Origin of the sequence: Aquamicrobium terrae, from assembly GCF_040545735.1 — a bacterium.
GTDB classification, from domain to species: Bacteria; Pseudomonadota; Alphaproteobacteria; order Rhizobiales; family Rhizobiaceae; genus Mesorhizobium; species Mesorhizobium terrae_A.
Window position 1 is genome coordinate 87416 of sequence record NZ_JBEPML010000007.1, and the last position, 25330, is coordinate 112745.

20 protein-coding genes are annotated in these 25330 nt (G+C 65.7%); 11 read left to right on the forward strand and 9 right to left on the reverse strand.

Features of this window, described 5'->3' with window-relative positions:
* Positions 1-47: 47 nt before the first annotated feature.
* Together ABID37_RS11860 and ABID37_RS11865 are read left to right on the forward strand one after the other, a co-directional pair.
* Positions 48-587, forward strand: coding sequence for a TetR/AcrR family transcriptional regulator (locus ABID37_RS11860; RefSeq protein WP_354194914.1), 540 nt, complete (start codon positions 48-50; stop codon positions 585-587).
* 635 nt (positions 588-1222) lie between these two features.
* On the forward strand, positions 1223-2590 hold the full coding sequence (locus ABID37_RS11865; RefSeq protein ID WP_354194916.1) for an amidohydrolase family protein: 1368 nt from the start codon (positions 1223-1225) through the stop codon (positions 2588-2590).
* A gap of 150 nt (positions 2591-2740) precedes the next feature.
* On the opposite strand, the gene ABID37_RS11870 is transcribed toward ABID37_RS11865, so the two are convergent.
* The gene (locus tag ABID37_RS11870) at positions 2741-2986 is read right to left on the reverse strand and encodes a DUF1127 domain-containing protein (protein WP_354194918.1); all 246 of its coding nucleotides are present in this window, start codon (positions 2984-2986) and stop codon (positions 2741-2743) included.
* A 137-nt stretch (positions 2987-3123) separates the two neighbouring features.
* Here ABID37_RS11870 and ABID37_RS11875 point away from each other — a divergent pair, with 137 nt between their 5' ends.
* The gene (locus ABID37_RS11875) at positions 3124-4632 is read left to right on the forward strand and encodes a winged helix-turn-helix domain-containing tetratricopeptide repeat protein (RefSeq protein ID WP_354194920.1); all 1509 of its coding nucleotides are present in this window, start codon (positions 3124-3126) and stop codon (positions 4630-4632) included.
* A gap of 133 nt (positions 4633-4765) precedes the next feature.
* On the opposite strand, the gene ABID37_RS11880 is transcribed toward ABID37_RS11875, so the two are convergent.
* The 7 genes from ABID37_RS11880 to hutC form a co-directional block, all read right to left on the reverse strand.
* Positions 4766-5158: a GFA family protein gene (locus ABID37_RS11880; protein ID WP_354194922.1), complete on the reverse strand. Its 393-nt coding sequence runs from the start codon at positions 5156-5158 to the stop codon at positions 4766-4768.
* Positions 5159-5234: 76 nt separating this feature from the next.
* Positions 5235-5729: a hypothetical protein gene (locus ABID37_RS11885; protein WP_354194924.1), complete on the reverse strand. Its 495-nt coding sequence runs from the start codon at positions 5727-5729 to the stop codon at positions 5235-5237.
* A 58-nt stretch (positions 5730-5787) separates the two neighbouring features.
* Positions 5788-7128: an HlyD family type I secretion periplasmic adaptor subunit gene (locus tag ABID37_RS11890; RefSeq protein WP_354194926.1), complete on the reverse strand. Its 1341-nt coding sequence runs from the start codon at positions 7126-7128 to the stop codon at positions 5788-5790.
* Positions 7125-9335, reverse strand: a complete 2211-nt coding sequence (locus ABID37_RS11895; protein ID WP_354194928.1) for a type I secretion system permease/ATPase — start codon at positions 9333-9335, stop codon at positions 7125-7127. The genes ABID37_RS11890 and ABID37_RS11895 overlap by 4 nt, the downstream gene beginning before the upstream one ends.
* 51 nt (positions 9336-9386) lie before the next feature.
* Complete coding sequence (locus ABID37_RS11900) at positions 9387-11366, reverse strand: type I secretion protein (RefSeq protein ID WP_354194930.1); 1980 nt, start codon at positions 11364-11366, stop codon at positions 9387-9389.
* Positions 11367-11584: 218 nt separating this feature from the next.
* A complete protein-coding gene (locus tag ABID37_RS11905; protein ID WP_354194932.1) occupies positions 11585-13414 on the reverse strand; it encodes a hypothetical protein in 1830 nt (609 codons plus the stop codon).
* 449 nt (positions 13415-13863) lie between these two features.
* Positions 13864-14631 carry a histidine utilization transcriptional repressor HutC gene (hutC, locus tag ABID37_RS11910; RefSeq protein WP_354194934.1) on the reverse strand — a complete coding sequence of 256 codons (768 nt, stop codon included), beginning with the start codon at positions 14629-14631 and terminating at the stop codon, positions 13864-13866.
* Between the two features lie 368 nt (positions 14632-14999).
* Between hutC and ABID37_RS11915 the strand changes: the two genes are divergently transcribed.
* From ABID37_RS11915 to scpB, 8 genes are all read left to right on the forward strand, one after another.
* Complete coding sequence (locus ABID37_RS11915; protein ID WP_354194936.1) at positions 15000-16160, forward strand: CaiB/BaiF CoA transferase family protein; 1161 nt, start codon at positions 15000-15002, stop codon at positions 16158-16160.
* Positions 16147-17310 carry an acyl-CoA dehydrogenase family protein gene (locus tag ABID37_RS11920; RefSeq protein ID WP_354195175.1) on the forward strand — a complete coding sequence of 388 codons (1164 nt, stop codon included), beginning with the start codon at positions 16147-16149 and terminating at the stop codon, positions 17308-17310. Before ABID37_RS11915 ends, ABID37_RS11920 begins: the two co-directional genes overlap by 14 nt.
* 217 nt (positions 17311-17527) lie before the next feature.
* Complete coding sequence (locus tag ABID37_RS11925) at positions 17528-18346, forward strand: transporter substrate-binding domain-containing protein (RefSeq protein ID WP_354194938.1); 819 nt, start codon at positions 17528-17530, stop codon at positions 18344-18346.
* A 70-nt stretch (positions 18347-18416) separates the two neighbouring features.
* Positions 18417-19064, forward strand: coding sequence for an amino acid ABC transporter permease (locus ABID37_RS11930; protein ID WP_354194940.1), 648 nt, complete (start codon positions 18417-18419; stop codon positions 19062-19064).
* The gene (locus ABID37_RS11935; protein ID WP_354194942.1) at positions 19064-19726 is read left to right on the forward strand and encodes an amino acid ABC transporter permease; all 663 of its coding nucleotides are present in this window, start codon (positions 19064-19066) and stop codon (positions 19724-19726) included. The genes ABID37_RS11930 and ABID37_RS11935 overlap by 1 nt, the downstream gene beginning before the upstream one ends.
* 1 nt (position 19727) lies before the next feature.
* The gene (locus ABID37_RS11940; RefSeq protein WP_354194944.1) at positions 19728-20504 is read left to right on the forward strand and encodes an amino acid ABC transporter ATP-binding protein; all 777 of its coding nucleotides are present in this window, start codon (positions 19728-19730) and stop codon (positions 20502-20504) included.
* A gap of 86 nt (positions 20505-20590) precedes the next feature.
* Positions 20591-21565 carry a DUF1403 family protein gene (locus tag ABID37_RS11945; RefSeq protein WP_354194946.1) on the forward strand — a complete coding sequence of 325 codons (975 nt, stop codon included), beginning with the start codon at positions 20591-20593 and terminating at the stop codon, positions 21563-21565.
* Between the two features lie 2 nt (positions 21566-21567).
* Positions 21568-22272 (forward strand): SMC-Scp complex subunit ScpB, encoded by a 705-nt coding sequence (scpB, locus tag ABID37_RS11950; RefSeq protein ID WP_354195177.1) that lies wholly within the window; start codon positions 21568-21570, stop codon positions 22270-22272.
* Positions 22273-22291: 19 nt separating this feature from the next.
* On the opposite strand, the gene ABID37_RS11955 is transcribed toward scpB, so the two are convergent.
* Positions 22292-25309 (reverse strand): efflux RND transporter permease subunit, encoded by a 3018-nt coding sequence (locus tag ABID37_RS11955; protein WP_354195179.1) that lies wholly within the window; start codon positions 25307-25309, stop codon positions 22292-22294.
* Between the last annotated feature and the right edge of the window lie 21 nt (positions 25310-25330).

Consider the following 25330-nt stretch of genomic DNA (forward strand, 5'->3'; position numbering starts at 1 on the left):
GTCGTGACATGCCCCGGCTGAATGCCCGGGGGCTCGCCCGACACGAGATGATCATCAAGACTGCCACCGAGCTGTTCCTCGCCCGCGGCTTCGACGCCGTCAGTCTCGATGAAGTCATCCGTGCGACGGGCGGATCAAAGACAAATGTTTACAAACAGTTCGGCGGCAAAGAAGGGCTGTTCGCCGAGATTGTTCGCCGCTTGGCCGCCGACTTTCTGTCGCCTCTGACGACTCTTGATCTGCGCACGGCGTCGCGGGAAACCGGCCTCGCGATTCTCGGTAGGACGTTGATGCAGCAACTGATGCAGCCACGCCATATCGCCTTTCAGCGTATGATTATGGGGGTCTCTGACAAGTTTCCGGAACTGATGGCTGAATGGTATCGGGTCGGTCCGCAAAAGAGCCAATCCGTCATTGCCGCCTTCCTGGGTGATGAACCCGACGGCAAGCGACTCGCAATCTTCTTTCACGATATGATCGTGACCGATGCGATAAATCACGCGCTGATGGGTGACGCCCCCACCTGGTCCGAGGTTGAAGCACGGATTTCGGCTGCTTCTGCGCTGTTGGCCCGGCCTTCCGGCTGATGTTTTCTCCGGCTTGATCGCCGCCCGGCCGATCTTGCGACCTGCTGCCGAGAAGCTGCCTTCGTCAACGGCTGCGGTCCCCATCTGGTCGAGGATGGTCGCTTCCATCATCCATCTTTCCAGTCGATACATTGTATCGATATATATAGGCTATTGGGATGGCTCCGCGACCTCCTATTGTCTCTGCAACCCACCCGTTGGCGGTTGAGCCGATCGACAGGCGGGCGATGCCATCATCTGGCGGAACTTCATCCCGTCGAGCAAGGAGCGCATCGAGCAGACCAAGGAAGACCGGAAACAACGGCGCTTTGGCCACGTTCCCGATGAGAGCGAGGTCACGCCGCTTCCGGACACCTAGGGTAATGAAGGTATGAAATGGCGGCTAGCTCTTCAGCGAGCATGGCGCGCAAACACAGAAGTTATCTGTCGGAAATCCGCAGTACTGCGGAACTCGCACGGCCACCATCGGAGTAAAGAGCTTGATAATGCGACATCAACAGCCATCCCCCCACTCCCTCGGCACAACAGGCCTCAGCAGGCGGAAATTCCTGTCAGGGTCGGCTTGCTTCATTCTGGCTACCGCCGTTCTCTCCTCACTGCGTTCTGTGTCGTCAGCGTTTGCGCAATCGACAGGGATGCCCGCGCAGACCGGGGCCAGCGCAACCCGCTATGTTCTGCGCAATGCCGTCGTTCTGTCCATGGACCCAGAGGTCGGCAACTTTCCGATCGCGGACGTCCTGATCGAAGGCACCAAGATTGCAGCGATCGGTCCCGATCTGGATGTTGGGGACGCACAGGTAATCGACGCCACCGGTAAGATCCTGATGCCCGGCTTTGTCGATACGCACCATCACCAGTTTGAAACGGCGCTGAGAAGCACTCTGCCCGAGGCGTTGTTGTTCCCCACGAACGACACCGCCGGCAAGCTGAACTACATGGATTTCATCATTCAAAAAATGTCGCCGCTCTACAGGCCGGAGGATGCGTATTCTTCCATCTACCTTTCCGGCCTGAGCCAACTCGACGCGGGCGTTACGACGGTTGTCGACACGTCGCAAATCAATCACAGCCCGGATCACAGCGAGTCATCGATAGCCGCTTTGAAGGATGTGCGCCGGCGTGCGGTCAAGGCCTATTCCGAGGGATATGGACCGGAGACAAAACACCCCGCCGGCATCCGGGATTTGGTCAAGCGGCATTTCTCGTCGGCGGACCAACTCCTCACGATTGCCATGGGAACCGAATATGTCAGCCCAACTTTTGCCGAGAGCATGACGCTGGTTCGAGAACTGGACCTCCCGATCGTATCGCATTTGATTGGGAACCTGATGAAGGGTGATGAGTACGTCGACTATCTCGCGCAGGAAAAGCTGCTGGGATCGAAGGTGGAATTCATTCACGCGACCAATCTGCGTGACGAAACCTGGAAGAAAATAGCCGACTCTGGCGCCGGCGTCTCGATCGCCGCTCCTATCGAGATGACCATGCGCCATGGCAGCCCGCCCGTACAGACAGCGCTGGACAACAATGTTCAACCGTCGCTTAGCACCGACGTTGAAACGACGATGACCGCGGATATGTTCACACAGATGCGCTCTGTCTACGTCTTGCAACGAAATGAGGCGAACCAGAAAGCGCTTGCAGGCGCAACGGAAAATCCGACTTTGCTCACTCCGGCCGATGTCATTCGGTTTGCGACTGTTGAAGGAGCGCGCGTTGCGCAACTGGCGGACAAGATCGGGTCGGTGAGCGTTGGAAAAGATGCGGATATCATCTTGCTTGACGCCCGGGCTCTCAACACGGCGCCCTTGAACAATGTTCCAGGCGCTGTCGTCACGCTTATGGAGCGCAGCAACGTGGACACCGTCATTGTTGCCGGCGCGATCAGAAAATGGGCCGGCGAGCTGGTGGATGTCGATGTCACAAAGGCGATCCGTGACGTTGAGGCTTCCCGAGATTTTCTGCTGTCGGCAGCAGACGTGAAACTCAACCAGTTCGAGTAGACCAACTTACGCTCGGCCGCGGGGCGCACGGTCGCCCCGCGAACCGTAGCGACGGATTCCACGGCCATGACTTCCCCGGTGGGACGCGCCACTTTTCGCCGGTTGTTGCTGGAACCACACTCGCGGACAGATCGGGAAGGGCCGATGGGCTTATCGCTGCCAGAAGGGCAGCCTGGCGATTTCCTCCTCGGCCTGCCGTCGCGTCAGGCCGATATCGTCGATCAGATAAGGATCGTCCTCCAGCTTTTGCTTGAGTTCCCGGCGAAAGCGCGTCCGTTCGCGCCAGGCCGAAACCATGTTTCGTAAGGCCGCGAGGCTGTAGCGCCGGGGTGCCGCTTTCACGGCGATTGTCGGCCGGGCGGCTCGATCCGGTGCCGGTGCAGATGTGTCGTTCATGGCAGCCTCCATCAGGGTTTGAAGCTTCGTGAGCCTTCGGCCTGGAAGAGGCTGGATTCTGCGGGATGCGAGCGGCGGCGTAATTAAGCGCTGCCAAAAAGTTCTCAAAACTTCCAAACCGGCTATAGATGTGCCGTATGCAGGGATCGCGCTTTGCCTTCGGTCCGTTCGTGCTTGATCCGGGTGCGGGAACGCTCCTTCGGGATGGCGTGCCCGTCGCCGTCGGCTATCCCGGGCTGAAGCTGCTCGCGGCACTTGTCGAGCGGCCCGGCGAAATCCTGAACAAGGCGGCGTTGATGGATGCGGCATGGCCGGGCGCCGCCGTCGAGGAAGGCAATCTCACCGTCCAGATCTCGCAGCTCAGGAAGCTGCTGGGCCCGGCCGGCAACGGCAGTGAATGGATCGCCACGGTTCCCCGCGTCGGCTACCGTTTCACGGGCGCCGTCGAACAGATCGGTGGTTCGAGGCGACGGCCTTTGCCGCTGCCCGACAAGCCTTCGATCGCCGTGCTGCCCTTCGTGAGTCCCGGCAACGATCCCGAGCAGAACTCCTTCGCGGATGGGCTGACCGAAGACCTGATCACCGATCTTTCCCGGCATTCCGGCCTGTTCGTCATCGCCCGCAACTCGGTCTTCGCCTACAAGGGAAAGGCGATGGACGTGCGCGCGATCGCCGAGGACCTTGGCGTGCGCTACCTTCTGGAAGGCAGCGCACGGCGCGCCGCCAGGCGCGTGCGCGTCAACGCCCAACTGGTCGACGCGGCGAGCGGCGAGCATTTGTGGGCGGAACGCTTCGATCGCGGCCTCGAAGACATCTTTGCCGTCCAGGATGAGGTGACGGCCAGGATCGTGGAGGCGCTGCTTGGGCGGCTGAGCGTATTGCCGCCGCGCCATCGGGCAAGGAACATCGAAGCCTACGACCTGTGCGTGCGGGCGCGCAAGCTGATGGATGATGCGCCGCAGGCGGCGCAGGAAGCGCACCTCATGCTGACGCGCGCGGTTGCGCTCGATCCGGACTATGCCGAAGCCTATCGCTGGCTTGCCATGAACCACTGGATGGGATGGGTGCATGCCGGCGGGCCGACCGAAGCTTCCCGCAGCGCGGCGCTGGAACTGGCGCGCAAGGCGGTGGCCATCGATCCCAACGATGCCGGCTGCCGCTGGGTGCTGGCCTATCTGTTGGCCTATGAGCGCAGCTTCGCCGAGGCGGATGCGGAGTTCGAGCGCGCGATCAGGCTCGATCCGAACGAGGCCGATGCATGGGCGGCACTGTCCGACATCGCGGTCCTGGCCGGCCGGGTCGGGAAGGGGCTTGAACACATCCGCAAGGCGTTGCGGCTGAACCCGTTTCCGGCGAGCTGGTACTATCTGGTGCTCGGCCAGGCGCAATATGCTTCCGCGGACTACGAGGCCGCCGTCGAGACGCTGCGCCGGGACGAGACGTACCGGACAAGCTCGCGCCGCTTCCTTGCGGCGAGCCTTGCGCAGCTCGGCCGGCTCGATGAGGCGCGTGCGGAAGCCGAGCTGTTCCTCGTCGCCAACCCGCGCTTCACGATCCGCCATTGGGCGGCGACGGAGCCGTTCCGTGACGCCGCAACACTTCAACATTTCGTCGACGGTTACCGCAAGGCGGGATTTCCGGAATGAGGCGCCGCTCGCCCGGCCGGTCGGGCGTCCTAACGCGCGTCGCGATCTTTCAGATTCGCTCCTTGCGCTTTACGTTGTTGTTTTTTCGTATGTCGTTATCCCGAAACCGGTTCCCACTTTCGGGCGACATGCTTTATTCCTCGTAACGGCTGGTGGCGTCGCGATCCCGCTCGTAGCGGTTCGCGAGCGGGAAGGGCGGCAACCACGCCTCGCGGCGCACGGTCCACAGTTCGTAGGTTGGTTTTAGCTGATCCGGGGCATCCAGCGACCCCAGGTTCACTTCGATTTCGTCGGCGGTGCGTGCGAATACGGGCGAGCCGCAGCGGGGGCAGAAGAACCGGCCGGCATAGTCGCGTGTTTCACCTTCGATCGTCACCGCGTCTTCGGGAAAGATCGCGGACGCGTGAAAAAGGGCTCCATGGTGCTTGCGGCAGTCGAGACAGTGGCAAAGGCCGACCCGGTAGGGCCGACCCGACGCCACGAAACGGACATCGCCGCACAGGCAACCGCCGGTAAACCGGTCCATGCTGCGTCTCCTCCAACAATGAGCGGTCGGGAATGGCTACAACGAGCCGTGCCGCCGTGGCAATCGCCTGGGCCGTTTACAGGGGGAAGCCGTGACGGCGGGCCAGCGCCCATATCTCGCGGTTGGTCTCCGCCAGCCGGTTGATCGACTGGGTGATGTTGGAGATCTCGTCGGCGTCGATGGCATCCATCTTGCCGTATCTGAGCTGTTCGCCGGATTCCGAAACCCGCATCAGCAGGGTGGAGACGTTGTTGCCGCTGTCGTCGAAGGAATAGATGCAATGGTTGTATTTGTTGCGCAGCTTCGCCTCCGCCATCATCTTGCGGGTGACGTCCAGGATGTCCTTGCGCACCGGTGCCGGCGTGCGCGCCATCTTGGCCAGCCGCTCGACAAGGTCGACGCGCGCGCGCGTCGTGTTGAGGGTCAGGAAGATGATGGTGGCGGTTTCCTTGTCCACCCCGGCGAGCCCCGCGATCAGGTGGATAAGCAGGCTCTCGGTGTTGGTCCACGTATAGTTGAGCTGGCCCAGAAGGGTCAGCACGTCCCTGAAAGGCGGCACCGATCGGTTCATCGCGAGGCTGCTTGCTTGCCCAAGACGCCGCGATCCTAGCACCGCCGGCAAGCGGCGTCTAATCCTCGCGGAAGGCGCGGTTCATGCTGTCGCGGATCGGTTTCGACAGATAGTCGAAGAAGGTGCGCTCCGCCGTCTGGATCAGCACTTCGGCCGGCATGCCGGGCGTCGGCATGAAGCCGCGCACCCGGGCCAGTTCGCTGGGCGGCAGGCGCACGCGGGCAAGATAGATTTCGCGCACTTCCTGCACGGACTGCTCGCGCAGCGCGTCGGCCGACACATAGAACACCTCGCCCGTCAGCACCGGCGTGGTGCGCTGGTTGAGGGCTGTGAGCCGCACCGTCGCCTCCTGGCCGGTGCGCACGGAATCGATCTTGGTGCGTGGTATCTGCGCCTCGATGATCAGCGGCACGTCGGATGGCAGGATTTCGGCGATGCTCTTGCCGCTTTCGATGACGCCGCCGGAGGTGTGGTAGTAGAGCCGCACCACGGTGCCGCTGACCGGCGCGTTGATGGTCGCCCGGCGCAGCACGTTCTCGGCGGCGCGGGACTGCTCACGCACCGTGTCCAGTTCCGCCTCGACGCTCTGCAACTCGTCGAGTGCTGCCTGCCGGTAGGCGGCAAGCGTCTGCTGGACCTGCTGTCGGTAGCGTTCCATCTGCGCGCCGATCTCGTCGATCTCGCCCGTCAGCCGCCCGTTCTGCCCGTCGGCCTCGGCCATGGCGCGCTGGATGGCCGAAATCTCCGGTTTGCGCAGCAGCCCCTGATCGTAGAGCTTCTGCTTGCCGGTATATTCGTCGCGGAGGAACTGGATCTGGCGCGCCAGCGCCTCCTGCTGCGCCTTGTAGCCGCCGGCGCGGAATTCGAGCGCCGCGATGTTGTTGTTCAGCAATTCGATCTCGCTGTTGAGCTTGCGCTGCGAGGCCTCGAAATTGAGCCGCTGGCTGGCTAGGATTTCCGCGATTTCCGGATCGACGGTGCTGCCGGTCAGTTCGGCCGGGAATTCGATGCGCTTCTTTTCCTCGTACTGGGCGTTCAGGCGCGCCACGATGGCGTCGAGCCGCGCGCGCCGCAGGAAGAACTGGCGCTCATTGGCGAGCGCCGAGGTTTCGTCCAGTTGCACCAGGGGCTGGCCCTCGGTCACATGGTCGCCCTCGGAAACGAGGATTTCCTTGATGACGCCGCCTTCCAGATGCTGGACGATCTTGTTCTGGCCGGTGGCCACGAAACTGCCCTGGGCGATGACGGCTGCGGCGAGCGGCGCGAAGCCGGCCCACACGCCGAAGCCGCCGAAGCACAGGATCATCAGCAGCACGCCGGCGATGCTCTGCTTGCGGATGGAGCGGGGAACCTCGGCATACCAGGTGAGGTCCTGGAGCTTGGCGACTTCGGTGCTCATGCTGCACCTGCCTGAGCCGTACCGGCCTGGGGAAGCCGCTCGCCGAACGGGCTGCCGTGCAACTGGCCGGCATTGTGGGCGGCCAGCGCGCGCAGCACCTCGTCGCGGCGGCCGAACATGGAGATGGTGCCGTTGGTCATCAGCAGGATCTTGTCGACATGGCGCAGCAGCGACGGCCGCTGGGTGATGACGATCACCGTGATGCGGTTTTCCTTGGCGTGGCGCAGCGCCCGTGCCAGTGCCGAATCGCCGGCGGCGTCGAGGTTGGAGTTCGGCTCGTCGAGCACGATCATGCGCGGGTCGCCGAAGAAGGCGCGAGCCAGCGCGATGCGCTGCTTCTGCCCGCCCGACAGCGGCGAGCCGTCGGCCGCGACCTGCGTCTCGTAGCCCTGCGGGAAGGTGGCGATCATCTCGTGCACGTCGGCCAGGATCGCGGCCCGGTAGATTTCAGCGTCGTCCACATCGTCGCGCATGCGCGCGATGTTGGCCTTGATGGAACCGGGGAAGAGCTGAACGTCCTGCGGCAGGTAGCCGATATTGTCGCCGAACTGGCGCTGGTCCCAGTTGCGCAGGTCCATCAGGTCGAGGCGCACGGCGCCGGAGGTGGGCAGGATGGAGCCGACCAGCATCTTGCCGAGGGTGGTCTTGCCCGCGCCCGAATTGCCGATGACGGCCAGCGAATCGCCCGGCTGGAGGGAGAAGTTGATGCCGTTCAGCACCACGCGCTTGGTGCCCTGCGGCACATAGAGCACGCGCTCCACGTCGAGCCGACCTTCCGGATTGGGCAGCACCAGCCGTTCGAGGTTCAGCGGCGAGGACCGCAGCAGCGCGCTGATGCGGCCATAGGCGCCGCGCGACAGGATGAACTGGTTCCAGCCCTCGATCGAGCCTTCGATGGGAGCGAGCGCCCGGCCGGCGATGATCGAGGCGGCGATGACCATGCCGCCGGTGATCTCGCCCTCGATGGCGAGGAACGCGCCCCAGCCAAGCAGCGCCACCTGCGTCAGCAGGCGGATGGCGCGGGAGGTGGCGGCAGACACGATATTGCGGTCCTGCGCCTTGACCTGCGCCTTCAGCGAGCCGGCCGTGTCCTGCCCCCAGATCTTCACCGCCTCGGGGATCATCGCCAGCGCGTTGATGATCTGCGAGTTGCGGGCCATGGAATCGAGATGCAGGTTGGCGCGGCTCTGGAAGACATTGGCCTCGCCGAACGGAGCGGCGGTTATGCGCTGGTTGACGAAGGCGACGATCAACAGCAGCACGCCGGACAGTATGATGATGCTGCCGAGATGCGGATGCACCAGATAAACGGCCAGTATGAAGAGCGGCGCGAAAGGAATGTCCAGGAAGGACAGCAAGGTTCCGGATACGAGGAAGGAGCGCAATTGCTGGAGGTCGCCCAGCGTCTGGTATTCGCGGCCCGAACCGTGCAGGGAGGCGCGTGCGGCGGCACTCAGGATCGGCGCGCCGAGCTGGGCCGCGACCTCCACGGCGGTGCGCATCAGGATGAAGCGGCGGATCGCATCGAAGGTCGCTTGCAGGAGCACAGCGCCGACGATGACGATGGTCAGCATCACCAGCGTGTCGGTGGAGCGGCTGGTCAGCACCCGGTCGGAAATCTGGAACAGATAGACGGGGATGGCCAGCACGAGGATGTTGCTGGCATTGGTGAATAGCAGCACCATCAACAGGTTCTTGCGCACCGCGCCGAGGCCGGCGCCGAGGCTCTTCGACAGGTCGACCGGTCCCAGCCGCCGGTGGAAGGTGCCGGAACCGCCCTTGCCCTTGCCGCCCTTGTCGTCGGTCACCGAATAGCGGCCGGGCGCCGAAGGCTGCTGGCCGTCGGCCGGCGGCTGCGGCCGCGCCTGGAGTGGCCCGGTCTCGCCTTCGAGAATGACCGTCGCCCCCGGCCTTGCCGCTTCGGGTCCGGATTGTTGCGGTTGTCGCATGCTTGTCTCCGGTTCGGGGCCGCCGGGCGCCATTTCGGGCGCCTCCTGGCGGTCCCCCTGTTCGTGTGTGTCACGGCCTTCCGCGAGATCCGGGGCCGGTCCTTCGGTGCGATGCTCCGACACGGCGTCCTCGACCGAGATTTCGATCTCGCGCTCGAGCGCGGCCAGCATCTGCGTCAATGGTTCCGTGTCGGGCTCGCAAAAACCGGTGTTGCCTGCCGCGGCACGCGGTGCCGCCATTGCCTCAAACCTCTCCATGAAGACGCGCTCCTGTCCCCCTGTCAGTCGGGTGTCTCGGTCTGGCTTGTTTCAACTCAACATGGTCTGCATGACGTCGGCCGATCCGATGCCGTGCGCCGCGCCGTCGTGGATCGGCGGCCCGTCGTCGGCATCCGGGGCCAGCATGTCGTCGCTCAGGAACACCACCGCCTCGTTCACCAGTGCGTTGGCGTCCTGCGTATAGAGGCCGGTGTCGTTCGAGATCAGTTCGGCCTGGATGAGCAGTTCGTCCGAATAGACATTGCCGCCCGCATAGACGGTGGAATCGACGCCGCCGTCGACGATGTGGGCATAGTTGACGAGGGCGTTGGTGCCGGTGGAGATGTTCCAGTCGGCATCGGCATAGGCGCCCGCCTGGTCCATCGCCAGCGCCACCTGGTCGGCGTCGCCCAGAATGTTGGTCTGGCTGATATATTGAAGGTCGATCACATCGCCGGAGATGTAGAGCACCTTCAGGCCGGCCAGCCCGCTGAAGGCCTGGTGGTTGAGCAGACCGGCCGGCGCGTCCGTCGGGCCGGCAGCGAGCTTGTCGGCCGCCTCCTGGAAGGAGGAGGGCAGTTGCTCGAAGCTCATCGTGCCGTATTGGGTGATCGAAGCCTGGTTCCACAAGAGGTTGCCGCCGGTCGACAGCGAGGCCTGGCCCGAGGTCTGGAAATCGCCGAGGGTTCCCACCAGGTCGTCGTCCAGCAGGATGTTGGTCTGGCTGATGATGTTGCCGTGATAGATGCTGCCGCCGACGATGATGAGGTCGTAGTAGATGCCGAGCTCGGCCAGCGAGGTGATGTTGAGCGTCGTGTTGTCGCCGAGCGTGATCGTGGTGCCGCCGCCGCAGGCCGACATCACGGTAACATCGTTGTCCTGCACGAAGCTGATCTGCTTGATCCAGTTGGCGAGGATCAGGTCGCCGTCGATCCGCGCCACCTGCCAGTAGGACGGGAAGCCCGACCCGTCGGCGGTCTGGCCGCCATAGGCCGGGTTGGCGATGGTCTCGATGGTGGCGACGTTGAAGGCCTGCGTCGGCGTGTTCGTCAGCGTCTGCCAGCCGCCCAGCGCACTGGATACGGCATCGCAGTCGCTCCAGACATTGGTCTGGCTGATGGCGTTGACATGAGCATAGTCGCCGACCGCCGCGACCACGGGCGCGCCGTACCAGTTGTTGACCAGCACCGCCTCGTTGAGCAGGAAATTGCCCCCGGCTTCCATGTCGATCTTGGAGGTGAGCGAGTAGTCGACGCCGCTCGGCGCCGGTGCCTCGTCATCCGTGTCTTCCGGCGGCGGCAGGAACTTGGCCGGCAGATAGGCGTCCAGAACCGGCGCTTCCTCGGCGCTTTCGCCGTTGACATGGATGCCGGCGGAGGCTTCGCCCTGCGCCACGAACAGGCTGCCGCCGGCGGGAGCTGCATCCGGCAGCATGTCGACCGCATCGGCGGCGTGGAGAAGGAAGTCGCTCGCATCGCCTGGGGAGTGGAGGCCATCCAGGTCGGCCAGCGGCTGGAGCTGCGATGAGGCATCCATCAGCCGCGCCAGCGCGGCGACCGGATCGCCCACCATGTGCATGCCGAGCCCGTGATTGCCGATCGTCAGAACGTCATTGTCGACGAGCTGCGCTTCCTGGCGCAGATAGAGCGCGAGCGAGCCGATCGGCACATATTCGGGGATCACCCTTTCCGACATGCCCGGGGCGTCGTGGTGGCGGGTGGAGCCGAACACCTTCGTCATGTCGCCGCGCGGGATGTGCACGGGGATCGGCTGGTACGGAACCGAGGTGCCGACGCTGGTCGCCACCATGTCGAACGGCGGCGGCGAATAGCTCACCTTCGGCGCGAATTGCCCCAGCGTATAGGGGCTGGAAATGTTGATCTTGACGTTGAGGAGTTCGGGATTTTCCGGCGGCGCCTCCTGCTGGGCGGTGAACTCGGCATAGTCCAGCCGCAGCCGCACATCCTCGACGGTCTGGGAGAAAACTCCGATGAAATGGGCGATGATCTCGGTGGTCGAGTCCATATGCATGGTGCACTACCTCGCCGGCTTTCCAGCGGAACCGCTTGTCCGGGCCGCCCGTCCCTGAACCGCGCCATTCCGTTAACGGCACCGGGCGTGAGCCCGGATCTGCTTCCCCCTCTTTGCGTGGCTTGAAGGAAAAGTGGGGAGCTGTGCACGGGGACCATGCACAGCTCCAGAACCCGGCGCCCTTGGGGGGAGAGGGCGCCGGACCCGTGGACGGCTTGTTATCCGTCGTCTTCCCCGACCACTGTGCTGATCAGGTCGCCGCCGACCACAGTCATGTCGACCGTATTGCCAAGGACGTTCGCGCCCATGACGATCTGCTGGTTGAAGGCGCTGGTGTCGACCACGGCGTCGGACGTGGCTTGCGACAGGCCGTTGACATAGCCGTCATCGCCATTGTTCGAACCCCATGTGCCGCCTGCGCCGCCGGCACCGCCGGCACCATTGGTGGCGATGCCGCCCATGCCGCCGAAGCCGCCATTGCCGCCGGAAATCGGCCCGCCAAAGGCCGAACCGCCATCGCCGCCGGCCGAAAGGGCCCAGCCGCCAAGGCCTGCGCCGCCGTCACCGCCGGCACCGCCGATACCGCCGCCGAGGCCGAGGCCGATGCCCTGGCCGGCGCCGAAGCCGAGGCCGCCGCCGCCATCGGCGTCACCGCCCATGCCGCCTGCCGCGCCGGTTCCGCCGCCGCCGCCGGCACCGCCGGCACCGCCGCCGCCGAGACCGCCGAAGCCGTCACCGCCGAGGCCGCCATTGCCGACACCGCCTGTGCCGCCCATGCCGCCGGCGCCACCTGCGCCGCCTGCGCCGCCTGCTGCCGCCGCAGCGTCAGCCGCCGCCGCCGCATCGGCCACGCCGAGGGCCGCCGCCGCATCGGCCGCACCGGCTGCCGCCGCCGCGCCATTGCCGCCGCTGCCGCCTGCGGCGCCGCTGCCGGCCGTTCCGCCGGAGCCGCCCGTGCCGCTGCCGCCGGAGCCGCCGCTGCCCGAACCGCCGGGACCGCCAGCGCCCGTGCCGCCGGCACCACCGGCGCCGCCGCCGCCGCCAGCGCCACCGGCACCGCCGGCACCGCCGTCACCGCCGGCGCCAATGCCGACGCCGAGGCCGCCAAGGCCGAGCCCGGTGCCCGTGCCGGCCGCGCCTGCGCCGCCATCGGCACCGGTGCCGTCGCCGGCGGTTGCGCCGGAGTGGCCGCCGAAGCCGCCGAAGGCATCCGCGCCATAGGCCGAGCCGCGACCGCCTGCGCCGCCATCGGCGTCGGCCTTGCCGCCGCCGCCGCCGCCGCCGCCGCCGGTATCGATGCCGTCACCGGTGGTCGAGGTTCCGCCCCAGGCGCTGCCCTGCTGCTGGAAGTTCGAGTTGTTGTGGACCTGCGGGTCCTTCAACGTATCGTTGTCGACCAGGTCGTTGACCTGATTGGACACGAAGGCGTTGTTGCCGGATCCGTTCAGCGAGCCGTTGAGAATATCCGAGAAGGACACGTCGTCGCCCGGATCGTAGGAGATCACGCCGTCGCGGTTGATGAACAGCTGGTCGACCTTGGCGCCGCCATAGATATCGACGTCGGCAAAGTCGTTGTCGCTGGGGATGATGCCGTCAAGGCCGACATTCACGGATGTCGACACCGAGGTCGCAACATTGGTGGCGACGTTGGTCGCGTTCGTCGCGACGTTCTCGGCCGTGTTGCTGGCGGCGTTCCCGGCCGCGTTGCTGGCTGCATTGTTGGCAGCGTTGCTGGCCGCATTGCCGGCCGTGTTCGAGGCGCCGTTCTGGGCCGCGTTCCCGGCTGCGTTGTTGGCGGAATTCGCTGCGTTGTTGCCGGCATTGTTTGCGGCATTGTTACCGGCGTTGTTGCCGGCATTGTTTGCGGCCTCATTGTTCGCCGTGTTCGACGCAGTCTGCTCCTGGCCTTGGTTCTGCCAGGAATCCTGCCCCTGGTTTTGATCCTGCCCCTGTCCTTGGTCCTGATCCTGTTCCTGATATTGGTCCTGATTGCCCAGCGGCCAGCCGGGCAGATAGGGGCCAAATCCACCGAATCCGTTTTTAGCCATGATCGTGTCCTCGATTAAAGAACCGTGCGACACGATCACCCGTCATCTGTCAGGCGATATGGTGCCGGCACGGTTCCAGTGGTTCGACGACCGGAACGGTCGCCGTCTGCATGCAGTGCATCCCCCCACGAAGATGGTTTATGCACTCCTTGTTGGCCGGCTGGCCTTGCTTTCCGGAAACGCGGGACCCCCCTTGCAAAAGACCCCATGATCCCATTCCGGAAAATTCGGCTCGTCCAGCCCTTGGACTGTCGCCCCGGACCGCTGCATTGAACAGTTGCACCTGCGTCGTAACTCCTTGCGCAATGGGGCGACGGAAGTTCATCCGTTCAACCGTGAGGAGGCAGGTCAGGGGAGGGGAGTAGGACGATCCGACAATGGATTTACGCCCTTTGGATGGGAGGTCGCGCAGGCGAAACCGCGTCGAATCCTGCCGGCTGCGTCCGCCGTCAGGAAACCTCGGGGGCCGGCGTCCCGCTTGCGGGCCAGTGGCTTCTGTCATAGCCCGCTTCGGTGCTGATGAGGTGGCCCGGCTGGCAGGCCACCCGCACGGTGGTGATCGGCCCGCGGTCGTTCCAGGTGGTACGGTGCAGGATCAGCAGGGCCTGCCCCACTTGCGTCTGCAGCAGTCGCGCCTCCCGCCGGTCGGCATTGGCTGCCGAGAAGGCCAGTTCGGCCCGCAGATAGGGCGCGTTTCGGACCAGCCATTCATTGGCGTTGAGCTGCCAGAAATCGACCTCTTCGAGCCCCGGGGCCGTGGGCGGGTTGATCCAGCGGTCCTCGAGCTGGAAGGGGCGGCCGTCGCCATAGTGCACGGCGCGCATGTGGACCAGCATCTTGCCTTCGGGCAGGCCGAGCCGGGCGGCGATGTCGGCGGGGATCGGGCTGCGCCGCTTGGCCACGACGCGATAGCTGTAGGCCAGGCCCGCTTGCTCCACCTGTTCGCGCACGATGGAAATCGACACCGTCGCCTTGCGGATCGGATCGACGGTCACGCGCGTGCCGGCCCGGCGGCGGCGGTCCAGCAGGCCCTCGTCGGCCAGCAGTTGCAGCGCCTTGTTGACCGTTGCCCGCGCGGCGTCGAACTCGATGGCGAGGTCGGCCTCGTCAGGGATGCGGTCGCCCTGCCGCCATTCGCGCTCGATGATGCGCCGGCGCACCTCGTTGGCGATGTTCTGCGCTTTCGGCGATGTCGGGCCGGTCCGCCTGTCGGTCATATCCGCCTCCCTCACCTTCACGATCGGGCGTCGCCGCCTTGTGTTGCCGCGCTCCCCATGCCGTCGCATGGTGCGGTCGGCGAAATTCTCCGTCAATAAGTTTATACATAGACGCAAATTAAGTCTATACATAGAGAATGAACTGTGGTTAGGTTCGGCTAGGGTGAGGAGATCGATCGCGGCGCCGGTCAGGCGTTACGGCATGTCCGAGCCTGACCGAGCTTTACCGCCGCATCGGGTTCGCCCCCTGCGCGCCGCGGCATCTGGAGGAGGCTGGCAATGCCCGAACCTGTCCTGGCTGATCTCGAACGGGCCGACTTTGGACGGATCGCCGCGTTCGTGCCGGAGGCCTGCGCCGGAGGCCGCGCATGAGCCGGCCGTTGAGGGGGGTGAGGGTTCTCGACCTTTCGCGCGTTCTGGCCGGTCCGTATTGCACCGCGCTGCTGGCCGACCTCGGGGCCGAGATCATCAAGCTGGAGCCGCCGGCCGGCGACGACTACCGCCATATCGGCCCGTTCAAGGATGGCGAAAGCGCGCTGTTCACGCTGAACAATCGCGGCAAGAAAAGCATCGCCCTCGACCTCAAGAAGCCGGCCGACCTGAAGCTGGCGCAGGAACTCGCCGCCCGCGTCGACGTGGTGGTCGAGAATTTCCGCCCCGGGGTCGCCGCCCGGCTGGGACTGGGCGCCGAAGCGCTGCGCGCCGCAAATCCGCGCCTGATCTATTGCTCGATCTCGGGCTTCGGACAGGACGGTCCGTTCACGGACCTGCCGGCCTACGATCTGGTCGTGCAGGCCATGTCCGGCCTGATGGCGGCGACCGGCGAGGACGGCGGCGCACCCTTGAAGACGGGTGAAAGCGTGGCCGACCTGATCGCCGGCCTGTTCGCAAGCTGGTCGATCATGGCCGCGCTGGTGCAGCGCAACGCGACCGGGCAGGGAGCGACCCTCGACGTCGCCATGTACGACGCCCTGTTCTCCATGCTGACGACCAGCCATGCCCAGTATTTCTACGATGGCGTGATGCCGGGCCGGGTGGGCAACCGCCATCCGCTCTCCACCCCCTTCGGCTGCTTCGGGACCAGTGACGGGCAGGTGGTGATCGCGGTGCTGAACGGCGGCCAGTTCCAGCGTCTGGCGGCGCTGATCGGCAAGCCGGAGATTGCCGATGATCCGCGTTTTTCAAGCGACAGCAGCCGCACCGGCAACGAGCCGGCGCTGCGGGCGCTGATCGAGGAATGGTCGGGCGCGCTGACGACGGAGGAAGCCGTCGCCGCCCTTTCGGCGCAGGGGCTGCCCACCGCGCCGATCTGGGACATCGCACAGGCCGCGAACAATGAGCACGCCGCTCATCGCTCTCTGGTGAGCGAGCTGCCGCATCCCGTTCTCGGCCGTGCGCCGGTGGTCGGCCAGCCGGTGCGCTTCGACGGCGTGAAGCCGGTGGCGGCGTCATCGGCACCCCGCCTCGGCGGCGACATCGAGGCGGTTCTGAAGGAATTGGGACTGGAGGCCCTGCATCATGCAGATTGACGACCCCTGGCACATGCTTGCGGAAGAGGAGCGCATGTTCTGCGAGGTGCTGGAGCGCATCTGCGCCGACAGGATCGCGCCGCTGGCCGCCGAAACCGACGAGACCTCGCGCTTCGTGCATGAGCAGCTCGCCACGCTCGGCGAGGCGGGCATGATGGGCGCCAACCTGCCGGAAGCCTATGGCGGCGGCGGCATCTCCGCGCTTGCGCTGCTGCGCGCCGTCTCCATCGTCGCCGGTGCTTGCGGCTCGACCGCCTCGGCGCTCACCGCACATTATCTGGCGACCGATTCGATCCTGATCGGCGGCACCGAGGAACAGAGACAGGAGTGGCTGCCGAAGGCCGCTTCCGGCGCGGCGCTGGGGGCCTTCGCGCTCACCGAGCCCACCGCCGGCTCCGATCCCGCCGACATGAAGACCCGCGCCCGCCGCACCGACAGCGGCTGGCATCTCAAGGGCAGCAAGTGCTTCATCTCCAATGGCGGTGTGGCCGATTTCCTCGTCGTCTATGCCGTGACCGATCCGGACAAGGCGCATCGCGGCATCTCGGCCTTCATCCTGCCCAAGGGCACGCCCGGCCTCGAAGCCGGCCCGGCGGAGAAGACCATGGGCCTCAAGGGCGGCCATGTCTTCACCCTCAGCCTCGACTGCGCGTTGCCCGAAAGTGCCCTGCTGGGCGAAGAGGGCAAGGGCTTCCGCACCGCCATGCAGGTGCTGGACAATGGCCGCATCGAGGTGGCCGCGCAGTGCCTGGGCATGGCCGGCGCGGCGATGGAGGCGGCGATCGCCTATGCCAGGGAACGCATCATCGGCGGCATCGCCCTGTCCGAACGCCAGGGCATCCGCTGGATGATCGCCGACATGGGCCTCGCCTACAAGTCGGCGCTGCTCCTGTCGCAGGAGGCGGCACGCCAGCGCGGGCTGGCGCACGAGCATGGCGGGCGCTTCTCGCTGGTCTCGTCCATGGCCAAGCTCGGCGCTTCGGAAGCCGCCGGCAGGATCGCCGACACCGCGCTGCAATTGCATGGCGGCTATGGCTATACGCGCGACTTCCCGGTCGAACGCATCAACCGGGATCTTCGCATCATGCGCATCTATGAGGGATCGAGCGAGATCCAGCGTATCATCATCTCGGGCAACATGCTGGCCTGAGCGGTGGGCAATACTTTGGTAGGCTTCGCGCCGCGGTCACTGGTGGCGCGTTGAAAAATGAACAATAACGAGGTCCCGGACTCACGGACATGAGCGCAATGGCAACCGGCCGGTGACGGCACCAGAAGGCAAGCATCGGTCCGGCGTCCGCAAAACGCGGCCATTCCGCTCAAGCCCGTGAATTCACGACATGAACCTGTCCAGCAAGGAGAACGAAATGAAACTTTCCGGATTTCTGAAGTCGGCTCTCGCCGGCATCGCGCTGATGGCCCTCGCGGCTCCCGCCAGCGCCGACCAGCTCGATGACATTAAGGCCGCGGGCAAGATCGTCACCGCCACCGACATGCACTACGCTCCGTTCGACATGCTCATCGACGGCGTCTACCAGGGCATGACCAAGGACCTGTTCGACGAGGTCGCCAAGGAAATCGGCGTCGAGCCGGTCTATCAGGACATTCCGTGGACCGCCGAACTGCCGGGCCTCGAGGTCAAGAAGTTCGACATCGTCATCGCCCCGGTCACCATCACGCCGGAGCGCCTCGAGCGCTACACCTTCACCCTGCCGATCGCCGACGCCACCGTCTCGCTGGTGCGCGCCGCCAACAACACCGAGCTGAAGAAGCCCGAGGACATCAAGGGCAAGACCGTGGGCGTCCAGCAGGGCACCGCGCAGTTCCGCCAGCTCGAGGCCTACGGCAAGGAGCTGGGCGGCGTGAACGTCAAGGAGTACGGCACCACCGACGAAGCCTATGCCGACCTTGCCGCCGGCCGTCTCGACGCCGTTGCCGGCTCGCTCCCGAACCTGACCTATCTGGTGAAGAACCGCGGCGAGACCTTCGCCCTGTTCGAGCCGGCCTCCTTCGGCCAGCCGACCTATTTCGCCTGGGTTCTGCGCAAGGAAGCCGACACCGAGAGCTTCGCCAAGGCCATCAACGACGCCATGCTGAAGATGACCGACGACGGCCGCGTCAAGGCCATCCAGGAGAAGTGGCTGGGCTCCTACACCGAGCTGCCGCGCGAAGTGCCGGCCAAGTAATCCTGTGCCGCGGGCGGGGTAATCCCGCCCGCGCCTTTCCCGGATCGCCGGGAGGACAAGCGGAGGCGCGATGTTCTCGATCCCGACCTTTCTCGACAGTTTCGGGCCGCTCTTCTGGGCGGCACGCTACACGCTGCTGATCTCCGTGCTGGGCATCAGCCTTGGGCTCGTCATCGGCGCGCTGGTCTGTGCCGCCGCACTCTCGCCCGTGGCCTGGCTGCGCCGGATCGCGGGCCTGTGGGTCTCCTTCCTGCGCGGTGTTCCGCTGCTCGTCCAGCTCCTGCTGTTCTACTATCTGCTGCCTGTCATCGGCATCGACGTCCCGGCGATGTTCGCGGCCGTGGTCACGGTCGGCATCTGCGCCAGCGCCTATATTTCGGAAATCTGGCGCGGCGCCATCAACGCCCTGCCCAAGGGGCAGACCGAGGCCGCGACTGCCATCGGCATGTCGCCCCGCGATATCTGGGGCCGGATCGTGCTGCCGCAGGCGGTCACGCTGTCGCTGCCGGCGCTGATCAATGAGCTGATCCTGCTGGTCAAGGCATCCTCGCTGGTTTCGGTCGTCGGCATCCTGGAGCTGACCCGCGCCAGCCAGGCGCAGGCCGCGACCACCTTCCGGCCGCTTGAAGTCTATCTCGCCGCAGCCTGTATCTACCTCATCATCAATCTGTGCCTGGCGGCTTTCGGTCGTTACCTCGAACACAGGATGGCTGTCTGATGGAATGGGGCATCCTGCAACAATACGGGCCCATGCTGCTGCGCGGCTTCGGCCTCACCATCCTGTGCTGGCTGCTGGGCACCATCCTCGGCATGGTGCTGGGGCTGGTCATCGCGCTTGTGCAGCGCTATGCGCCGCGCCCCGTCGGCTGGCTGGTGCAGGCCTATATCGAGGTCATCCGCGGCACCCCCTTTCTGGTGCAGCTTTTCGTGCTCTACTATGGCGGCCCGCTGATCGGGCTTCGGCTTGACGCGCTGCCGGCCGGCATTCTCGGCCTGACCATCTACGGCAGCCCCTATTTCGCGGAAATCTTCCGCTCGGGCTTCGGCGCCGTTCCCCATGGCCAGATCGAGGCCGCCCGCGCCATCGGCATGTCCGAGCCGGCCATCGTGCGCCGCATCCTGCTGCCGCTCGGCCTGGTTTCGGCGCTGCCGGCGCTCGTCAACTTCTCGATCATCCTCACCAAGGAAACGGTGATCCTGTCGATCATCACCGTGCCCGAGCTGATGTATCAGGTGCAGCGCATGTCCACCGAGACCTTCCGCTATCTGGAGGCGAACCTCGTTCTGGCGCTGTTCTTCTGGGCGCTGGTCGAAACCATCTCGCGCTTCGGCCGCCGGCTGGAAAAGCGCATCACCGGTTATCTCATCGAAAGGACGTAAGATGCTCGCCGCGTCATCCGTCGAAATCCAAAAGGTCAACAAATACTACGCCAAGTTCCAGGCACTGAAGGATGTCGACCTCTCCATCCCGCCGGGCAAGGTCACATGCCTGATCGGCCCTTCCGGCTCGGGCAAGTCGACCCTGCTGCGCTGCATCAACTTCCTCGAGGAATATGATTCCGGCGAGGTGCGGATCGACGGCAAGCTGATCGGCTACGAGGCGCCGGGCGGGCGCAAGATGGCCGGGCGCAAGCTGCGCGACATGCGCCGCTCCATCGGCATGGTGTTCCAGCAGTTCAACCTGTGGCCGCACATGACCGCGCTGCAGAACGTGGCCGAGGGCCTGATCCGCGTGCGCGGCATGAAGAAGGCCGAGGCCGAGGCCCGCGCCGCCGACGCGCTGAAGAAGGTCGGGCTGGCCGACAAGATGGCGAACCACCCCTCGCGCCTGTCGGGCGGCCAGCAGCAGCGCGTGGCGATCGCCCGCGCCATCGCCATGGAACCGCGCCTGATGCTGTTCGACGAGCCGACCTCGGCGCTCGACCCCGAACTGGTCGGCGAGGTGCTGAACGTCATGAAGGCGCTGGCTTCCGAGGGCATCACCATGGTCGTCGTCACCCATGAGATGGGCTTCGCCGCCCATGTCGCCGATCAGGTGGCGTTCATGGAAAAGGGCGAGCTGGTCGGCGTCGATGCGCCGAACCGCATCCTGCACCAGCCCGAGGACCCGCGCATCCAGGCGTTCTTGCGCACCTATCACGAGCGCAACAGCTTCTGACCCAGCGGAGCTGTCCCTGCACATTAATTGTGCGGATCGAAGCACATAATCTGTGATCATCCGCACAGTGCGGCTAAGCTCGCGCCATGAAGCCGCTTGCCGATTCGCTGCGCAATTTCGATCCGGTCCTTGCCATGCCGGAGGCCGTCCCGCGCCTGCCGGGCTGGGTTTCCGCGCGCCGTGACGTTGCCGATCCCTGTTCCGCCGCCTTCGCCGCCGGCGCGGCCCTCCATGCGCTCGACAGCCTCGTGCGCGCCGAGCCGATCTGGGCCGGCGCGTGGCGCCAGCGGCTGGCGCTCGAATGCGCCGAGCGCGCCTGCCGCATGGCCGGCCGCACCGAGACGCAAGCGGCCCTGCGCGATGCCTGGTATCTGTGCCCGAGAGGGTCCGATCCTGGGCCGGGCGGCAATCTTTTCGGCGCCTGGCGCAGGCTTGCCGTGCAGCGGCCGCATGTCGATGCCGAAGCGCTGGCCGGCCTTGCCGAACTGATGGGCCTGCCGGGCGACATGGACTGGGAGGCTCTGGCGGGCGCCGTCGAACAGGCGGCGACGTCCGGCCTGCCTGCGCCGACTGCCGCCGCCTCGGCCGCCGGCCGGGTGATGGCGCTGGAACCGCGCGCCGAACTGCTGTGCTGGTGGCTGGTCGATCTGGTTCTGGCGCGCAGTCTCGGCTGGCAGCACGCGGTGCCGCTGGCCATGGCGCTGGCCTTCGATCCCGTGTTCCGCGCCGAAGGCGAGCGTTCGAAGCGCATCAGGCCGGCCGATCCCGCATTCGAGCAGGCGCTGTGCCGGGCCTATGTCGAAGCCACGGCCTCCGCCTTGCGCGAGGCCGGGGTTCTCGCCCGCCGCACGGCACGCCTGCTGGAGGTGGCGCCGAAGCTCAGGGCCAAGGGCGCGCCGGATGCGCTCGACCTGCTGCTTGGCGACGATGCGGTGGCCGGCACGCTGGCCACCCGCAAGCTGTCGCGCTTTGCCTCGCGCCGGTTGTTCGCGCGGTTGGAGCAGTTCGAGGCGGTGCGCGAACTGACCGGCCGTCCCGGATTCAGGATCTACGGGCTGTGACCATGGCCGCGGACCAGATAGAGCACGACGACGACAGGACGCGCCCGGCCGACCAGCCGCCGCTGCTCGACACCGAGCTTGAGCACCTGCCGCCCGAACTGCGCTGGCGCGAATGGATGGGTCGCGTCGAGGCCGTCATTTTCGCCTCGTCCGATCCGGTGCCGCGCGAGGTTCTGGCCAAGGTGGTCGGCCGCAACTGCAACATCGACCTCATCATCGACGATATCCGGGAGGACCTGCGCGGCAGGCCTTACGAACTGGTGAAGGTGGCCGGCGGCTTCCAGCACCGCACCCGCCCGGCCTTTGCCGAAGCGATCCGCGTCGCCTCGGGTCAGAAGATGGACAAGGCCAGCCGGCCCCTGTCGCAGACCGAGGCGCTGGTGCTGATGACCATCGCCTATTTCCAGCCCATCACCCGCGCCGAACTGTCGTCCTTCTTCGCCAAGGAGATCAGCCGCGACCTGATCGCCGTGCTGCGGGGGCAGGATTTCATCGCCTCGGGACCGCGCAGCCCGACGCCCGGCGCACCCTACACTTATGTGACGACCAAGACCTTCCTCTCGCATTTCGGGCTCGACACGCTGCGCGACCTGCCCGATTTCGAGGCGCTGGAAGATGCCGGCCTGCTTTCCAAGCACAAGCTGCTGGCCGGCGAAATCCCGATGGCGCTGGCCACCGGCGGCGGTGAAGGCGAGGGGGAGGAATAGCTCCGCCTCACGCGCGCCGTCAGGCTTCCGCTGTCTTCTCCCGCACTGGCTCCTCCCGCGCCGGCTCCTTCACCCGGTGCCATGCGATGTAGAGCGCGGGCAGGAACAGCAGGGTGATCGCCGTGCCGGCGATGATGCCGCCCATCATGGCGAAGGCCATGGGCCCCCAGAATACCTCGCGCGAGATCGGGATCAGCGCCAGGCTGGCGGCTGCGGCCGTCAGCGCGATGGGGCGCATGCGGTGGGTGGACGCCTCCACCACCGCATCCCACGGATGCTGGCCTTCGCGGATATGGTCCTCGACCTGCACGATCAGGATCACCGAGTTGCGGATCAGGATGCCGATCAGCGCCAGCACGCCCAATATGGCCACGAAGCCGAGCGGCTTGTTGCTGAGCAGCATGGCGACCGACACACCGATGATGCCGAGCGGTGCCACCGCCACCACCAGAAACAGGCTCTGGAAGCTCTGCAACTGCAGCATCAATATGGTCGCCATCACGAACAGCATCAGCGGCACGACCGCGGCGATCGGCCCCTGGCTCTTGGCGCTTTCCTCCACCGTGCCGGCGGTCGCGACGTGATAGCCGGCCGGCAGGCCGGCGGCGAATTCGTCGATCCGGGGCGACAGGTCGGTGACGATGGTGTCGGCCATGGTCTTGTCGTTGATGCCGGCCGAGACGGTGATGGTGGGGATGCGTCCGCGCCGCCACACCACGGGCTGTTCCAGCTCGTAGCGGAAGTCGGCGATGGCCGCCAGCGGCACGGAGCTGCCCGTCCCGGTGGCGATCTGGAGATTTTGCAGCGTCTCGATGGAGTTGCGCTCGGCCTCGCGCGCCCGCACCACGACATTGACCAGATAGGTGGCGTCGCGCACCTGGGTGATGGCGATGCCGCCGACCACGCCGTTCAGGGTGGTGGCGATGTCCTTGGACGAGATGCCGAGCTTGCGCGCCTTGTCCTGCAGCACGTCGACGCGCACCACGCGGCCGGGCTCGTTCCAGTCATAGGCCACCACGCCAAGGCGCTCGTCGGCGTCGAGGATGCCGGCGAGCTGCTGGGCGTGGCCGCGCAGCGTCTGGATGTCCGGTCCCGACACGCGATACTGGATGGGGCGGCCGACCGGCGGGCCCAGTTCCAGATATTTGACGAAGACGTCGGTGCCGACGAAGTCGCGCCGCAGCACCTCGTTGAACTGCTGGCGCAGCCTGTCGCGCGCCTCGATGTCGTTGGCGACGATCACCATCTGCCCGTAATAGGGGTTGGAAAGCTGCACGTCGAAGGCCAGCACGAAGCGCACAGCGCCCTGGCCGATATAGCTGCTCCAGTGGTCGATGTCGGGATTGCCCTCCAGCACCGCTTCCTCGAAGCGCACCATCTGGGCGCGGGTTTCGGCGATGGAGCTGTTTTCCGGCAGCCGCCAGTCGATCACCAGTTCGGGCCGGTCGGATTCGGGGAAGAACTGGCGCTCGACGAAGGTCATGCCGTAGAGTGCGACCGCGAACAGGACGACGGTGGTGACGATCGTGACCCAGCGGTGCCGCATGGCGGCGAGCAGGGCGCGTCCGAAGGCGCGCATCACCGGGCCGGGCTCCTCGCTCGTGTGCTTCATGGTCGCGGGCAGCAATGTCACGCCGAGCAGCGGGGCGAACAGCACCGCCACGATCCACGACACCAGCAGCGATACACCGATGACCACGAACAGCGTGTAGGTATATTCGCCGGCCTGGCTGGAATTGAGCCCGATGGGGATGAAGCCGGCGATGGTCACCAGCGTTCCGGTCAGCATCGGGAAGGCTGTGTGGGAATAGACATAGGTCGCCGCCTTGTTCAGCGGGTCGCCCTTTTCCAGCCGCGCCACCATCATCTCCACCGCGATCATGGCGTCGTCGACCAACAGGCCGAGCGCGATGATGAGCGCACCCAGCGACACGCGCTGCAACGAGATGCCCATTAAGGACATGGTGAGGAAGGTGATGGCCAGCACCAGCGGAATGGACAGCGACACCACCAGACCGGCGCGCACGCCGAGGCTGACGAAGCTCACCGCCAGCACGATGACCACCGCCTCGAACAGCGCCCTGGTGAAGCCGGACACCGCGTGATCGACGACCTCGGGCTGGTCGGCCACCTTGGTGACGCCGATGCCGACCGGCAGGTCGTTCAGGGTCTTCTGCATCAAGGCTTCCAGCGCCTCGCCGAACTCCAGCAGATTGCCGTTCGGCTTCATGCCGATGGCGAGCCCGATGGCCGGCTCGCCGTTGACCCTGAACAGGGACTTCGGCGGATCGGCATAGCCGCGGGTGATGGTGGCGACGTCGGAGAGGCGGAAGAAGCGGTCGTTGACGCGCAGGTTCACCGCGCGCAGGTCCTCTTCCGAAGTGAACTGGCCGCTCACCTGCACGCTGATGCGTTCCGGGCCGGCCTGCACGACGCCGGAAGGGGTGATGGCGTTCTGCGCCTGCAGGCTTTCCAGGATCGCCTGCTGGTCGAGGCCGAGCGCCGCCACCTGCCGCGTGGAGAATTCCAGATAGATCGCCTCGTCCTGCGCGCCGATCAGTTCCACCTTGCCGGCATTGGGGAGGGTGAGGATGCGCGAGCGCACGTCCTCGACATGGTCGCGCAACTGCCGCATCGACAGCCCGTCGGAAGTGAAGGCGTAGATATTGCCGAACACGTCCCCGAAGCGGTCGTTGAAGAAGGGACCGTGGACGCCCTCGGGCAGCGAGGAGCGGATGTCCTCCAGCATGTTGCGCACCCGCACCCAGCTCGGCTCGACGTCCCGCGCCTTCACGGTCGACTTGAGGTTGACGAACACGACCGACTGGCCGGCGGTGGTGACGGATCGGGTGAAGTCCAGCCCGTCCAGCTCCTCGAGCTTCTTCTCGATGCGGTCGGTGACCTGGTTGAGCGTTTCCTCGACCGAGGCGCCGGGCCAGTTGGCCTGCACGACCATGGTCTTGATGGTGAAATGCGGGTCCTCCTCGCGGCCGAGCTTCACATAGGAAGCGACGCCGGCGATCAGGAACACCGCCATGAAGTACCAGACCAGGGAACG

Coding starts and splice junctions, on each gene's coding strand:
- ABID37_RS11860 (WP_354194914.1), top strand. CDS start 48: ATGATCATCAAGACTGCCACCGAGCTGTTCCTCGCCCGCGGCTTCGAC.
- ABID37_RS11890 (WP_354194926.1), bottom strand. CDS start 7,128: ATGAGCACCGAAGTCGCCAAGCTCCAGGACCTCACCTGGTATGCCGAG.
- scpB (WP_354195177.1), top strand. CDS start 21,568: ATGGCCGCGGACCAGATAGAGCACGACGACGACAGGACGCGCCCGGCC.
- ABID37_RS11940 (WP_354194944.1), top strand. CDS start 19,728: ATGCTCGCCGCGTCATCCGTCGAAATCCAAAAGGTCAACAAATACTAC.
- ABID37_RS11870 (WP_354194918.1), bottom strand. CDS start 2,986: ATGAACGACACATCTGCACCGGCACCGGATCGAGCCGCCCGGCCGACA.
- ABID37_RS11945 (WP_354194946.1), top strand. CDS start 20,591: ATGAAGCCGCTTGCCGATTCGCTGCGCAATTTCGATCCGGTCCTTGCC.
- ABID37_RS11935 (WP_354194942.1), top strand. CDS start 19,064: ATGGAATGGGGCATCCTGCAACAATACGGGCCCATGCTGCTGCGCGGC.
- ABID37_RS11925 (WP_354194938.1), top strand. CDS start 17,528: ATGAAACTTTCCGGATTTCTGAAGTCGGCTCTCGCCGGCATCGCGCTG.
- ABID37_RS11905 (WP_354194932.1), bottom strand. CDS start 13,414: ATGGCTAAAAACGGATTCGGTGGATTTGGCCCCTATCTGCCCGGCTGG.
- ABID37_RS11885 (WP_354194924.1), bottom strand. CDS start 5,729: ATGAACCGATCGGTGCCGCCTTTCAGGGACGTGCTGACCCTTCTGGGC.
- ABID37_RS11900 (WP_354194930.1), bottom strand. CDS start 11,366: ATGCATATGGACTCGACCACCGAGATCATCGCCCATTTCATCGGAGTT.
- ABID37_RS11930 (WP_354194940.1), top strand. CDS start 18,417: ATGTTCTCGATCCCGACCTTTCTCGACAGTTTCGGGCCGCTCTTCTGG.
- hutC (WP_354194934.1), bottom strand. CDS start 14,631: ATGACCGACAGGCGGACCGGCCCGACATCGCCGAAAGCGCAGAACATC.
- ABID37_RS11875 (WP_354194920.1), top strand. CDS start 3,124: ATGCAGGGATCGCGCTTTGCCTTCGGTCCGTTCGTGCTTGATCCGGGT.
- ABID37_RS11955 (WP_354195179.1), bottom strand. CDS start 25,309: ATGGCGGTGTTCCTGATCGCCGGCGTCGCTTCCTATGTGAAGCTCGGC.
- ABID37_RS11865 (WP_354194916.1), top strand. CDS start 1,223: ATGCCCGCGCAGACCGGGGCCAGCGCAACCCGCTATGTTCTGCGCAAT.
- ABID37_RS11915 (WP_354194936.1), top strand. CDS start 15,000: ATGAGCCGGCCGTTGAGGGGGGTGAGGGTTCTCGACCTTTCGCGCGTT.
- ABID37_RS11895 (WP_354194928.1), bottom strand. CDS start 9,335: ATGGAGAGGTTTGAGGCAATGGCGGCACCGCGTGCCGCGGCAGGCAAC.
- ABID37_RS11880 (WP_354194922.1), bottom strand. CDS start 5,158: ATGGACCGGTTTACCGGCGGTTGCCTGTGCGGCGATGTCCGTTTCGTG.